Source organism: Psychrobacter sp. I-STPA10 (genome assembly GCF_021012795.1).
Lineage (GTDB): Bacteria > Pseudomonadota > Gammaproteobacteria > Pseudomonadales > Moraxellaceae > Psychrobacter.
On the sequence record NZ_VFYU01000011.1, the window covers coordinates 1 to 14,472 of the forward strand.

Consider the following 14,472-nt stretch of genomic DNA (forward strand, 5'->3'; position numbering starts at 1 on the left):
TGTAGTGGTCAACTAAATTTAGACAACAGATAAGAGGTTTCGATTGAAGTAACGTTTCTCTTTCTCTAATGGGGTCAGATAATTGTTGAAAGTATGTGGTCTGATGGTTTGATAATAACCCCAAATATACTCATTAATAGCACACTTAGCTTCCTTAATATTCTCATAGCCAACCTTTGGCATCCATTCAGTCTTAAAACTTCTGAAGAATCTCTCAGTAGGAGCGTTATCCCAACAATTGCCACGGCGACTCATACTGTGAGTCATATCACTGCACTCACTCACATAGATAGAGAACTCAAGACTGGTATAATGACTCCCCTGATCGGAGTGGAACATTACCCCAGCAGGGTTTAATCTAGTGTGATAAGCCATCTTTAAAGCTGATCCAGTTAATAAGCTATTAGGTGAATCTGACACAGCAAAGCCTACAATGCGCCGAGCATATAAATCCAAAACGATTGCTAAGTAGCACCAGCCACCCTTGATACGGATATAAGTCACATCCCCAGTCCAAACTTGATTAGGTGCTATGGGACTAAATTTGCGCTCTAAGGTATTGTCATGAATCTTGTGACCCTCATCGCAGTGTTTGTACTTAGGTTGCTTAAGCTGTCTGCTGATAAGCCCCATACGCTTCATAAACTTACCTGCTTTATAACGAGACAACCTAACACCGTGTTGATGCCATAAGATAGCTGTGATAGTGCGCGTACCTGCTGAGCCATTAGAGTCATTAAATATCTGGCGAATTAACGCTTTAACCTTGATAGCTTCGATATCGATTGGCTTAATCTTAGTGCTGTAGTAGTAACTGCTTCTGACAATACCAAGTAAGTTACACAGTTGGCTTTTACTAATTTGTTTATCTTGCTCTGATAACTTAGTAATTAGCGATAGTCTTTCAGGTTGTCCAATGCTAGCAGAGCGGAAGCCTTTTTTAATATATCACGCTCCATCCGTAAGCGTTTATTCTCCTTACGTAGTTGCTGAAGTTCTCTTTGTTCATCAGTTAAAGCATTGCCTTTGACTGGTCCAATACCCTGCTGTTCTTGACGATACTTACGCACCCAGTTATCAAGCGTTGAGATACCAATGTTCAGAGAGTTGGCCACTTCTTTGATTTTACGGTTTTCGTCAATAACGGCACTAATGGCTTCAAGTTTGAATTCTCGGGTGAATTTGCTACGCTGTTTGGTCATACTAAGTTCCTTTTTTAAGTTAGTATAACCTCTTAGTTGCTGTCCAGTTTTATTATGACACTACAAGCTAAATTTAAGAAAAAAAGAAATTAATAGAAATCTTAAGAATTCTGACTTTAAAATTGATGGCTATACTCAATTTAACCAATCAACAAGGTGAGGTGGTTAGCCGATTATGTTGAGTTTGAAAAGCGCTATTATGATAATTTAAATCTGTCAGGCTGTGTTGCCTGACTCAAGTAAACTAGCCTCCAATATACTCGGGGCGGTTCATTTCATCACTCGCACCTCATATACAACCAGATATAAATATATCAACCCTGCTGCCAGACTCAAACTGCCAAACCATACCACCACAAAATAACCTGTATGGCGGGCAAAAAAGGGCAGAAAAAAAGCAAGACTACACAAAATCAGTCCTAACCAACGTAGCCACTGCGCTTGAATGTCTATGGGTGTAATGGCTTGTAAATGGGGCAAAAACTTTTTTCCATGACGCTTACTGCTCATCATTAGTAATACCATGCCCAACCCATTAAATAGCAATAATAATACATATAACATTGAGTCAGACATTGGATACTTCCTTTTTTATCTGTCTATCGGCTAGATTGCTATCAGAGGACGCAGGGGATTTTGTAGAAGGGTGTTTTTTAGCAGCTCGCTGCTTGTTTGTTTTGGTTTGTGCAGCAATATCAGCCTGTTGTTTGCATTTCACGCGATAACTGATAAAGAAAAATAACCCCGCCAAGCTAATAAACGCTCCATCAAAGCTAAGAAATAAAATATCATGTTGGCTGATGCTATGGATAAAGCCACGATTGGTAGTAATGGCATTCATAATGGGCGTTAGTAGTAGTAAGGTAGCTACTAAAGACAGCCCTGCTCGCCAAGCATAACGATTGGGCGTCATCATTGCCATAATTAGGCTAACCCCCCAAATGATAAAAAAGCCGTTGACCTCCCAGTCTGCTCGGGCATTCATATCAATAGGCAACAAACGATTGAGCCATAAATAGCCCACCATTGCCAATGGCAGGCCAACTAAGGTAGCAATATTGAGCTTTTCGACCAACCAAAAGCCAAAGTACGGCTTATCAGGATTCGTCAATTGTCGGCGGCGTTTGACCGTCCATAAGACCATACCTGTGGCAATCATACCGCAGCCTGATGCCCCCAACAAAAAGTATAGCCAGCGTAGCCAGTAATCAGAAAATCGTCCCGCATGCAATCCCACCATGACAGCTTGAGTAGTCACTGCCATCGGTGGTGGGTCACTTTGCTGTTGTAGTATGCCCGTTTTACCATCGTAAATACGAAAAATACTGATATCTGCCAATTGTTTATCAGTTTTGCCATCAATCATAATTAGGCTTTGATTGGTATTGGGATGATTAATACGTATTCGGCTAATATCATAATCAGGATTACGCTGTTGCCAATCAGCTTTAGTTTGGGCAATTAGGGCTGTCACATCAGTCATTGGTGTAGCTTGTAAGTCAGTTGCCTCAGTATCGGCAGCGCGGTAAGAATAAAGCTGCTGATAGGCTTGCTCTTTATCAATCCCTGAAACGACAATACTCCAAGGCATATATAAGGTAATTAAGGTAATGATACCTGTAAAGGTAATCATGATATGAAAAGGTAGTGGCAGTACTGATAGCCCATTATGGGCATCAAGCCATGAGCGTTGTCCTTTGCCCCAACGAAAGGTAAAAAAGTCAGTAAAGATTTTTTTATGAACAATAATACCAGTAATGATAGCAATGAGCATCATCATGGCAGCAAAACCAACAATTAACCTTGCCCAAATGGTGGGTAGATAATGCAAATCAAAATGCATACGATAAAAGAAGTTACCTCCTTCGGTTTCTCTTGGGTGGTATAGTGTTTGGTTTTGAGTATCAAATTGGTATTCAAGGTAGTCATCGGCTATTTCAGCATCAATTTCTAAGCGTTGATAGTTATCAAGGTTGGCAATATACCAACTGGTCGCATTGGGGTGAGTTGCTTGTAGATGCTGAATAGCGAGCCCATAGGCGGTAACTGAATCAATTTTAGAGGTTAGCGACTGTGTTGGTGATGGTGGTGATATAGATGACTGAGTATTTGATAGCAGGCTTGACTGGGTGCTTGATTGGATAGTTGTCTGGGCAGTAGTGGTTTGTATTAAAGGCGCAATTTCAGGTTGCATCCATGCAGTCAAATCATCGTTAAAATAGCTGACTGTACCCATAATAAAGATGGTAAATAATAGCCAACCTAGCAATAAGCCAAACCATGTATGCACCTCAGACATAATCTGACGGTAACCTTTGGGCTTAGGTTGCCATTTGGGATTTTTATCTTTTTTAGCTTGAATTGTTTTTTTTGGGGCTATATTTGTCATGAGTCTACCTAAAGAGGCTTATATAAAGGGTAAACAAGCAAGGATAAAGAAAGTTTTAAATAGTAAGATAACAAAATATACCCAATACGCTTGCAATGGCAATGACAATCATCCATGCAAGCCATAAGCGTTGTACCGAAAACACCAAGATAATGAGAGCAGCACAAATAATAACGCTGGCTATTTGCCCCCAATAGATAGCAGAAACTGTGTCAATAGGCAATCCTAAAAAGGCAATGGCAGTCAACGTTGCTACGCCATAGCTGCCTACCACTGCCAATAGGATACGGCTGGCAAGTCTAAAATAAGGATGGGCGAATTTTAGACTTGTTTTGGTCATGTCTACTCATCCTCTTTAGATAATAAATTAAATGATAAAGTACTGATAAAATTATCGGTATCTGCAAGGCTGGTATTGGCGCTATTCACTTGATGGCTGGCACGCAGTACATTAACCCCATTGCTACCAACTTTTACCGAGGCTATACCTTCATTGTTACTCATCACCGCCGGCCCATCTGGGTCATTTATATAATCCAATACAATCTTGGCATTGGCAACTGGCTTACCAAATGAGCTGACCAATACTTTAAATTCATCGCCTTTTTGTAGCTCATAAGGGTCTACAAGAGGCGTCACTTGTAAAGCCAGATTGGGTAAGATAATCGGCTTGGTTTGGTGGTCTAATAAAGTAGTGGTAATAAACGTATATTTACCCGTACTAACGGCATTTGGCACTTCTTTTTTGTTGCCCTTATGGTATTTACCCTGAGCATCTTTGCTATGATAACCAGAATCATAAGTTGCCACAACTAGGTTGGCTTGCTCTGGTAAGTCAAGCAATACATTGTTTTTTGTATTAATGGTGGTCAAAGGCACAGGCGCATTGTTGGCATCTAAGGCATAAACACTTTTGACTCTATCGGCATCATAGCGGTTATCCATACCGCCTTCACCCAACACAATCGCCATTTGATCCGCTCGCTGAGCCACCCAAATACTATGTGCTTGTGCTACTTGTATGCCGCTAAATAAAGCTAAAGAGACCACACTACTAATTAAATATTTTTTCATAATAATACCTTACTGAGGTTGGTTGGTTTAATAATAAAATAGAGGTTAAGATTAAAAACGATAGGTCAGCCTACCCATCACATTGATTGGCTCACCATAAAATACTTGTTTATAAAATCCAACCCGACTGTAATATTTCTGATTAAGTAGGTTGGTGACATTGAGCTGAGCGGCTAAGTTATCAGTAATGGCATAATTTGCCATCAGATTAACCAATGTGACGGGTTTTTGAGTATATTTTTCATTTTGTTTGCTAACAGGATTAGCGATATAAGCATAGGTTTCATCAGCCCAATTGACTCCGCCGCCAATGGTCAGTCCATTAATCACATTACTCATATCATAAGTGGTAAATAGCTTAATGGTACGATTGGGATATTGTGTATTGATGGCTTTATCATCACGGTCTTTGGCATTAAATTGGGTATAGCCAATACTCGCTTGCCAGTTTGGATTAATCTCACCTGTGACTTCTACCTCGATACCCTGACTGGTTGCCCCTTTTGCTCCATAATAAGCATCCTCTGGTGGTTTTGTGCCTACCACTGTTTTACCTGAATCTAATTGTGCCAGATTATCTTGTACTATCTTAAACACACTAAATTGGCTTTGTAATTTGCCATTGTCACTACGGCTTTTTACCCCAATTTCGTAATTAGTGCCTCGAATGGGGTCAAGATAATCACCATTTTCTTTACGTTCTTCTTGGGGTTTAAAAATATCGGCATAGTTGACATAGAGGCTATGGTTATTATTTATGTCATAGACCACACCTGCATAAGGTGTTTTGATTGAGCTAAAATTCCTATTGAGCTCATCACCATAACTATTACCTTTCACTTTATAGTTAGCAAAACGACTGCCCAATATGACCGATAGTGGCTCAGCAAGCTTAAGCTGCGTTGAAATAAACGCGCCATTTTGAGTGGTAGTGGTGTCGTCAGTCTCTTCAACATCTCCCGTATTGTCTTTCCATTTGGGCTCAGGATAACTGCCGTCCCATGTCAAAAAACTGCTAATTGGTGCAGGGTCAATGGCATCATAACTTTGTGATAGTGTATGATTTTTATCATGGGTCGCACCAATAATAAATTGATGTGTTTGTCCAAACGCATCAAAATAACCCGATATATCTGTCTGGATAACTTGTTGGTCACGATACCTATCATATCTTGCTGACAGTGGTTTAACGCCCAATCCAGTTTGTTTATCCACCACCGTACCGTTTATATAGAAGAGTTTGGGCTTAGCAGTATTATCACTATAACTGCCTTTTATAGAGCCTTGCCAACCATTAGCAAAAGTATGTTGTAAACCAGCAAAGTAATTTAAATTTTCTGAATCCCAATTTGCCCAATCCACACTGGCATTTTTACTGACATCCCAGTCGGTCTTTGTACCATCAGAAAAATAGGCTGGTAATGCGCCCCACATGGCAGCATGTTGCTTATTCTTTTGGTAACTAACGCCAATATTTGCTGTGGTATTATCACCTATATCTGCATCAATGGTGGTATAGGCAATGATATTGCCTTTTTGTTCACGCTCAATATAAGTATCACCATCAGAATATCCAGCAATAACACGCCCGCGTACATTACCGCTGGCAGTCAGTGCTTGACTATGGTCAATAGATACCCCGTAATTACCAAAGCGATTGGCTGTGGCAGATATTTCAGTGACTGGTGTCTTGTTATTGGCATGTTTACGCACCAGATTGATGGAGGCAGATGGATCACCTGTTCCAGTCATCAACCCTGTTGCGCCCCGTACCACTTCAATATGATCATAAATGGCAGTATTGGTAGAAGTTTCTGATGCGGATGAGCCCCCTCTAAAATAGCTATTCATACCATCAACTTGGTACTGATTAATACCAAATCCTCTGGCAGATAAAGAAACACGGGCACCGTCAAGACTTTTGGCGCTGACGCCTATACTACTATCCAAAGCTTTGGATAGGTCAGTTAAGTTTTGGTCTTTCATTTGCTGATTAGTGATAACACTCATAGATTGCGGTGTTTCTTGTGCTGATAGCGTTAATCCTGTTGCACTACTGGTAGCAGGAGCAGTATAAGCTTTGGTATTTTCAGTAATTGTCGGTTGAGAATCCGAGGTAATAACAATAGGATCAACGGTTGTAGCAGGAAGGAGAGCTTCATCTTGCGTATCTGTACTATCTATGACAATTACCTCGTCTGCATGGGCAGACATCGCCATAAATAGTGCAGTATTAATAGCAAGAATTAACGGTGAATACTTAAAATATTTTGATTGCATATAAACGCCTTAGCTAAATTAGGAATGAGTGTTGAACAACATTAATCAAACTACACAAAGACAAGTACAACTATCCAACTCTAACAATAGAGCTTGATGTTTATATTTGGATAGAAGGAGTGTAGAAGAATAAAAATATTCATATATTGTCTAATAACTCTAGGCTTTACATGAACTTAGGGATTATAACGATAATGATATTAGTTATCAATATTATTATTAATAAATATTCTTATGTAATTTTCTGTGACAAAAAATCAAGTGACTTACTAGATGCGTGTTGATTTAAAAATAGACTCAACAAAGCCTGATATGTACTGAAGAAACCGTAGCCCCAATCTTAGTAAACTAATGAACTGTCCTGATATTTTCATATTCTCTTAGAATGTTGAGTCTCCAACAATCTCAGGGTGGTTCACCCTTAAAAAAAAATCCAAAGATTAGATAGATATCAATTTTAAAGAATTAACACCTATCTAATGCTTATCAATATTATCTGTCTTTTCTAACTACTAAAAAAAAGACAATGGGATGGATAATATTAATTCAACTCATACCATCTGTCAGCTAGCTAAATTTTAGGTCGCCTTTTCTTGTTACTGTTTATGTCGTTAAACATAACACTTAAAGAAAATAGATCACGGAGCTTGACCCATGAAAAATTTGAGATTGTATTTTCAACCGCATCTTACTACCAAAGAACGACAATTATGCAAACGGTTTTGGTTAGATAGCGAATTAGATAACTATCTAGATGTTATTAATCAAGTACTACTATTACAAAGAGCTTTTAAGCTTGAGCATAGCCAAAATGTCTTTATTATTTTAAACAAATGTCAGGTATTCGATAGCAGGCAACGCTGTGAGATATGTCAAATTTTACGCCGTATTCACTACCCTTTTGAGCTTAACTATAAGCAAGCTCAAGCTATCAATAAACAAATGATTAAGTGGCGCTGTGACGAGTGTCTTAATTATAGTTATTATTAATATTTAAATATTAATTAATTTTTTCTTTAAAAATATTCCTATTAACACTGCCAGACTCATTATCTAATTTACTGGTCAATTTACTGGTATGCCATTCAAGCAGTTTGGATGCCAATTCATCATCTGCAAAAAAATAAGCAGGTGGTATATCTAGTACTTTTGCCAGTTGTGTCAAGGTGTGAAAATCTGGTTGATGTATGCCTCGCTCATAGCGATTAATGCGTGTACTGGCAACAAATTCATCAAGTCCAATGGCAATACCGAGTTTTTCTTGTGTCAATCCTTTGGCTTTTCTTGCTTGTTTAAAGCGTTTGGTAAAAATAGTCTGTAAATCCATAGTCATTCTCTATAGTGAACGTACTACGAATTTCGGATATTTTTACTTGCTTTTTACTACGAATAACGTAGTATTAGAATTAATTTAATATTTTGAGATAATTTTATAACTGTTCAAACCGACCCTAAGTTGCGTCCACAGATCACCATGTGTGATTTTGCGGATGTGCAACGTTGGCAAAGCTATGAGACAGAGAAGTAACAACTTAAGTAAACAGACTACGAATTTCGGCTATTTTTACTTGCTTTTTACTACGAATAACGTAGTATTAAGTATAACTACAGAAGTTATCAGCCATTACACAGTTATTTATGAAATTATTTTTATCATTAATATTTGCTAACCATATTTATAGGAGAAACTATGAAGACAATTTTTAACGCTTTCACTATTAGTACTTTAGGTATATTCATTCTTACTGCTTGTGGTGGTGGTAATGGGGACTCTGGAAATGTATCTGAACCAACCTCAAATATACCAACTAAAAATACTGCTCCAAGTATTGACTTATTAAATGTACAAGTTAACCAAGCTGGTGATGCTGTGGCTGTTTGGTTGCCATCTAAAGATGATACTACCCCCCATAAACAAATGCGTTATGAAGTATATATGGCACAACAAGCTGATTTTACACCAAATAAAAAAACACTACTTGGCACAAATACAGCTATGACCACTTACTTTATCTCAAGAGATTTAATTGAAAAAGATAAAAAATATTATGTGAGAGTGGCATCTGTAGATAAAGAAGGGCTTAGAACCATAAGTCAACCATTCGGCTTTATTGTAAATAGCAAGTCCCCTACTACGCCTAATACACCAAAACAACCAATAGACCATGATGATTTGGGATCTAATCTAACGGTAACAGGTGTAACTAAGTGTACTGATTATGCCTATTTAACTTCAGGAATACATGATACTAATTTAAATTGTTTATTAAATGTTGATAGTAACGGAGATCCTATTCCTGCTGGTCAAGATGGGCATTTACAAGCTGGCAAACTTATCAATTACTCCATACGAAATATTAATGGAGAAAAGTGTGTGCAAGACAATGTAACTGGACTGACTTGGGAGAGCAAAACTAATGATGGTGGTCTGCGTGATAAAGAGCATCGATATACATGGTTTAGTTATGATGCAAGTACTAACGGCGCTAGCAAAGGGGTACAAAATGGCGGTTATTGTACAGGTAGTGGCTGTGATACTCATGCCTATATTTTTGAATTAAATCGTAGTAATTATTGTGGTTACAGTGACTGGAGATTACCTACACAACAAGAATTATTTAGTTTGGTTGATTATAGTGGTGTACAGCCCACTATCAACACAGAATTTTTTCCTAATACAAAGTCTATTGAATATTGGTCATCAGAGTCGACTCCTTTTAATAGTAGAGGCTTTGCTTTTTCAGTCAATTTTGAAAATGGTACAAATAATTTAACACAAAAACAGTTTAGTTTAGCCATCAGAGCGGTAAGAGGCAATTAATTTTAGTTCAATATTAAAATGTGCAGTCAGCATCTATTAAGGCATATTTACACGTTCTTTAGGAAATTAAGGAAATAAAATGATTATGAAAAAAAGAGTTTCATCGCTATGTACATTAGCAGTAACCAGCATATTAATGTCATTACCATTACCTGCTATAGCAGAATATAAATGTAGGAATGACATCATTGCAACAACACCAAATAGCCGTTTTAAGATCATGTCTAATGGCAGTGAAGTTAAAGATATAAAGACCAATTTAATTTGGCAGCGCTGCTCTATCGGACAGACATGGGATGGTAATCAGTGTGTTGGTGATGCAACTGCTATGAACTGGAAGGATGCCATGAATGAAGCAATCAAAACAGGCCGTAATTATCGTGTACCAAATATAAAAGAGCTGCAAAGTATTACTGAAGTAGCCTGCTTTGACCCCGCTTTAAATGTATCTATTTTCCCTAATACACCGACAGGGGTTTTTGATGTGACCTATTGGTCTTCAACTCCTGACCTAAAAAATGAGCAATATATTTATATTATGCGTATAGAGTATGGACTGGTAAATATCTTGAGAAAAGATACTGATGGGCATGGTACACGTTATGATGAAAGTCGTGGCTATGTCAGATTAGTGCGTCAATAAAAAGTAGCTAGTAGAATTAAAGGCAGTGTCATGATATTAATCAATAAGGATAGTTTATGATAAATAAATTAGCAACCACAATAGGCTCAATAGGCTTAGGTATACTACTATCTACTCCCACCTATGCTGCAAACTATAATGATTTTTTGTCTCCAAACTCTTTGGGGCAAAATATTAATACATTAAACACGCGTTATGGTCTTGGACTCAAAAAACAAGATTGGGGTGCCTATCAAAATAGTGATGCTTACAATTGCAGCTTGACCGTTAAAGCAAATAGTCATAATAAAATTACTAGTATTCAAGTTGCACCCAATAATGATAAATGCACCATTAAAACCACCTCAAGTGGTATAAATTACCATCATGGCAACACAAAAATAGTTGATATATTAAACCAAGTAAGACTTGAAGATATTCAGTTTATACCGGCTTGCTTTAATTGTCCTTCAAGACTTGAACTTCCTGATAGTCTAGTGGTGATGCGTCCACAAGATCCGTACTATACAGAATTTAACATTGATGGCTACAACACCCCTTATACAGAATTCCTTGCTCAAAAGGTACTGGGCAATTTTGATCTTAAAAGTGATATTTATTATAAAAAAATGAGCGAGATGGATGAAAAATTCAATTTAGCAACAAATAATTTTGAGCATAAAGATATCAGCTTATTAAAGAAAAAGGAGATACGTTTAAAAGCAATTCATACTTATGACTTACAATCCACTCCATGGAGATATGAAATAGGTCTCAAATAAACTGAGAATATCAGCCAAAATATTTACCATCCCCTCTTATTCTAATAAAAGTTTTAATAAAAGGGGATTTTTATATTTTTCAATATTTACAAGTTTATTACCTGTATTGGTTGCCAAATCGAGACAACTCCATGAGTAGTAAAAATACCCATCGCTGGTAGTTTGCAGATAATCTTAACAGCTTCTTGTTCTGTGGCGATGATGATTTAATATTCCAAAGTTAAGCTAACCATAAGTATGAGCGTATGTTAGTTTCTTTAGTATCAGTATCATTTTTCGGTAATCTTTTGAACATACCATAACGGATATTGCATCAGTTTTATTGTTCGTTGTCTATCTCACTTTTGAGGTTGAATCATCCATATATCATTTGCAGCAATAATTATGCCGGAGCTATTGGTATTGATACAAAAAGCGGCACCAGATCCTTTGTAGACACGCTCACCAGACGCCATATCATACAATGCAAAAGAGCTCATCAAAAAAAATCCACTGTTATTCCCCAACACATAAAAATGCCCATCAAAAACAACCATATCAATCAGTGCAGACTGTTTATAAGTGACTTGCCAATCACCATCGGAATTGATATAACAATAGTGTTCATAACTGCCTAAATCATCGTCGAAAGGTAACAGAAGTGCGCTTGTATCACTACCTGCGGCATACCGGATAAGTTTTTTACCACTGACACTGACTGGCTCGGGCAAATTAAGTTGGGATATGTTGTGTTCCTGAAAGTTGCAGCAATGATCAAGGGACAGCGTATACCAAATTTCTTCGTCATCTATATAGGCAGAACCCAAAGCCAAAATGCCATCACTGCAATAAGTGCTGGATTCAAGTGTGATCCCAATAGGCTTACATGATGCTGTGATACTACCACTTTCTAAATCATATTCACGAATTTCACTAAGACCTTCTTCTAGGGTTGACTTCGTATCAAACAAGGTTAGTAATATACGCTGTTTTGCTTCATCAACATCAACGTCTCTTATCAGCTTTGTTGTATTTACATCATAAATAGGCTCATCATTGCCAGTACTGTCGTATATTAGAAAGCCGCATTCTCCATAAGTAAAAACAACCAAGAAGCGTCCAATCCATAACAGACCAATATTAAGAACAGATGGCGTAGTTTTCAACTTAATCTGTTTGACAATTTTATCCTGACGCGGGTCAATAATATTGACCACTTTGTAGTTATGATGAAGATAAGCTGCATATTCGCCATCAGGGGAAAGCGTTACAGCAGTAGCTGTATTGCTCTTTAAATCAAAGAACTTTTTTACTTGAAACATAATCGTTACCTAAGCAGTCTAGTAATGTTACAAAGTACTCTTTTAAACCTTGCCTACCATCACAGGTATTGCATATATACATCTACTCACTAAATGTACACACAACATCATCATAATTATTGTCTATACTTTGAAGTTCTAAATATATATCATTATATTTTGGCTTAAAAAATTCATCTAAACTCTCAGCAATACCATATTCTGTATTGGTTCCAGCATTTCCAGCGGCTGTCACTGCATATACATAAAGAGGCTTAGCACCATCTTTTTGCCATTTATAAAATTTTTGCTCAAAAATTGAATCTACATCACAATTTGAAGGTATCCTTGTGAGATCTTCTGAATTAAAAAAATCATCCAGATAAGAAACACCACTGAGAGTATCATCTTCCATAACCCCCTGACCTGATCTAAGAAGAACAAGATTAGGCTGTTGCTGCGAACCATAAACCATCATAGTACTGGTATTATTCAAGACAGCAAGAATAGAATAAATTGGATTATTAGGCGTATTCGCATCTATTTTAGCAGTTTTATTATCCCACTCTTGTACATCAGGCAAAGCAGCTAACTGCTCCCATGTCCATTTTTGATTTGGTTTTAGGGCTAAATAATTGGTAATATTGGCAAATTTAATATTGCCTGTCGCGTTATTTGTTAGCGATGCAGAAGTTTCTTCACCATTTGCTTCATCAGCATAGTTATTAGCATCGTCATCTGTATTATTTATAGCTGTACCAATCCCTTGAGGACATGCTATCTCTGTACCTTTAGTATCAATACAGAAACTTCGACCATCTTTATCCTGAACGACAGCTATACCACCGCTAAAATCTATTATGCCATTTGAACTCATCCAATATTCTCGAGTAAAATTCATCGGAATGACCAGTTCACCTTTCTTATCAATATATCCATACTTCATATTGTCGCTATTTTCTATATAATCAAAGACAGCCGCTAAGCCATTAGAGAAGTCATTCACCTGCTCATAGGGCAAGTTTAGTGCAATGACGGGTTTATTCGTTTTATCAACATAACCCCATTTATCATTTTTCTTTACTGCCAATAGTCCTTCACTAAAGTTACCCATTTCATCATACATAAAAGGAATAACTGCTTTATTAGCTTTATCAATCAATCCGTACTGATAATTTCCTTCTTCATTGACACCAGCAACAGAAGCAAAACCATCATTAAAGTCATTTAACTGCTCATACTCAAATGGAATAACAACCTTTCCTGTCTTATCAATCGCACCATAGAATCCATCTTTTGAAACAACCGCTAGACCATCTGAAAAACTACGAGCCAATTCGTATTCTAAAGGTATAATCATCTCACCTTTTGTATTAATAAAACCATATTTATCATTTTTACTAACAGCCACTAAACCTTCAGAGAAGTCATTAAATGCTATCTCTTCACCACCTTCCCCAGCCATCAGACCATCATATTCAAATGGTATGACAAGTGTGCCATCTTTGTCGATATAGCCTATTCTATTACTTAGCGTATATGGCTCAGCTTCATTACGACTGATGACGCCAGCCAGCCCATCCCTTAAACAACCAACTTTTTCGTAACCCTCTACTTCTGGTGTAACACATATATTATCCGTGGTTGCTACTGTTTCGATATTGCCTTGCTCATCATTTGATGCGGCTGTATTATCAGCAGTATCTTTTCGGTCACTGCATCCTATTAAAGCAGCGATACTTAAGGTTAAAGCAAGGTAAATGGGCTTCATGTGGGTATCCTAATATTGAATTAATTTAAATTGAATCTAGTAATGAGTTCACAATAATTACATTTGTACTATTTTACATAGGACTTACGCAAAAGTACGATATTTGTCTTAATAAAGTGGCGAGCAATTTTTACGAAGCCTCTGCAACTACGTACAGCCAGTCCACTGGATAAAAAACAATGATTACCAGACGCTAATAATCTATGAGACTGCGTAAGTCCTACTTTTGAGCTTGAAAAGCAGTATTATGA

General features: G+C 37.4%; 14 protein-coding genes. 4 read left to right on the plus strand and 10 right to left on the minus strand.

Features of this window, described 5'->3' with window-relative positions:
* Positions 1 to 18 precede the first annotated feature (18 nt).
* The 7 genes from FHK89_RS04740 to FHK89_RS04770 all read right to left on the minus strand — a co-directional run bounded on the left by FHK89_RS04740 (position 19) and on the right by FHK89_RS04770 (position 6,945).
* Positions 19 to 945, minus strand: coding sequence for an IS3 family transposase (locus FHK89_RS04740; RefSeq protein ID WP_329958687.1), 927 nt, complete (start codon positions 943 to 945; stop codon positions 19 to 21).
* Entirely contained in the window at positions 891 to 1,202 is a 312-nt protein-coding gene (locus tag FHK89_RS04745) for a transposase (protein ID WP_230656861.1), read from the minus strand. The genes FHK89_RS04740 and FHK89_RS04745 overlap by 55 nt, the downstream gene beginning before the upstream one ends.
* Before the next feature lie 270 nt (positions 1,203 to 1,472).
* Positions 1,473 to 1,778: a DUF3325 family protein gene (locus FHK89_RS04750; protein ID WP_230657334.1), complete on the minus strand. Its 306-nt coding sequence runs from the start codon at positions 1,776 to 1,778 to the stop codon at positions 1,473 to 1,475.
* Positions 1,771 to 3,591, minus strand: coding sequence for a PepSY-associated TM helix domain-containing protein (locus tag FHK89_RS04755; RefSeq protein ID WP_230657336.1), 1,821 nt, complete (start codon positions 3,589 to 3,591; stop codon positions 1,771 to 1,773). Before FHK89_RS04755 ends, FHK89_RS04750 begins: the two co-directional genes overlap by 8 nt.
* 55 nt (positions 3,592 to 3,646) lie before the next feature.
* A complete protein-coding gene (locus FHK89_RS04760; RefSeq protein WP_230657338.1) occupies positions 3,647 to 3,931 on the minus strand; it encodes a hypothetical protein in 285 nt (94 codons plus the stop codon).
* A gap of 2 nt (positions 3,932 to 3,933) precedes the next feature.
* Positions 3,934 to 4,665 (minus strand): DUF4198 domain-containing protein, encoded by a 732-nt coding sequence (locus FHK89_RS04765; RefSeq protein WP_230657339.1) that lies wholly within the window; start codon positions 4,663 to 4,665, stop codon positions 3,934 to 3,936.
* Positions 4,666 to 4,716: 51 nt separating this feature from the next.
* Positions 4,717 to 6,945, minus strand: a complete 2,229-nt coding sequence (locus tag FHK89_RS04770) for a TonB-dependent siderophore receptor (protein WP_230657342.1) — start codon at positions 6,943 to 6,945, stop codon at positions 4,717 to 4,719.
* Positions 6,946 to 7,599: 654 nt separating this feature from the next.
* Here FHK89_RS04770 and FHK89_RS04775 point away from each other — a divergent pair.
* A complete protein-coding gene (locus tag FHK89_RS04775) occupies positions 7,600 to 7,935 on the plus strand; it encodes a hypothetical protein (RefSeq protein ID WP_230657345.1) in 336 nt (111 codons plus the stop codon).
* Between the two features lie 10 nt (positions 7,936 to 7,945).
* On the opposite strand, the gene FHK89_RS04780 is transcribed toward FHK89_RS04775, so the two are convergent.
* Positions 7,946 to 8,272: a helix-turn-helix domain-containing protein gene (locus FHK89_RS04780; RefSeq protein ID WP_230657350.1), complete on the minus strand. Its 327-nt coding sequence runs from the start codon at positions 8,270 to 8,272 to the stop codon at positions 7,946 to 7,948.
* A 363-nt stretch (positions 8,273 to 8,635) separates the two neighbouring features.
* Between FHK89_RS04780 and FHK89_RS04785 the strand changes: the two genes are divergently transcribed.
* The 3 genes from FHK89_RS04785 (at position 8,636) to FHK89_RS04795 (ending at position 11,170) form a co-directional block, all read left to right on the plus strand.
* A complete protein-coding gene (locus FHK89_RS04785) occupies positions 8,636 to 9,766 on the plus strand; it encodes an Lcl C-terminal domain-containing protein (RefSeq protein ID WP_230657352.1) in 1,131 nt (376 codons plus the stop codon).
* Between the two features lie 79 nt (positions 9,767 to 9,845).
* The gene (locus FHK89_RS04790) at positions 9,846 to 10,409 is read left to right on the plus strand and encodes an Lcl C-terminal domain-containing protein (RefSeq protein WP_230657354.1); all 564 of its coding nucleotides are present in this window, start codon (positions 9,846 to 9,848) and stop codon (positions 10,407 to 10,409) included.
* A 56-nt stretch (positions 10,410 to 10,465) separates the two neighbouring features.
* Positions 10,466 to 11,170 (plus strand): hypothetical protein, encoded by a 705-nt coding sequence (locus FHK89_RS04795; RefSeq protein WP_230657356.1) that lies wholly within the window; start codon positions 10,466 to 10,468, stop codon positions 11,168 to 11,170.
* Between the two features lie 338 nt (positions 11,171 to 11,508).
* Here the strand turns inward: FHK89_RS04795 and FHK89_RS04800 are convergent, their stop codons facing one another.
* Positions 11,509 to 12,471 carry a hypothetical protein gene (locus FHK89_RS04800; RefSeq protein WP_230657360.1) on the minus strand — a complete coding sequence of 321 codons (963 nt, stop codon included), beginning with the start codon at positions 12,469 to 12,471 and terminating at the stop codon, positions 11,509 to 11,511.
* An 82-nt stretch (positions 12,472 to 12,553) separates the two neighbouring features.
* A complete protein-coding gene (locus tag FHK89_RS04805; protein ID WP_230657362.1) occupies positions 12,554 to 14,221 on the minus strand; it encodes a WG repeat-containing protein in 1,668 nt (555 codons plus the stop codon).
* Positions 14,222 to 14,472: the final 251 nt, after the last annotated feature.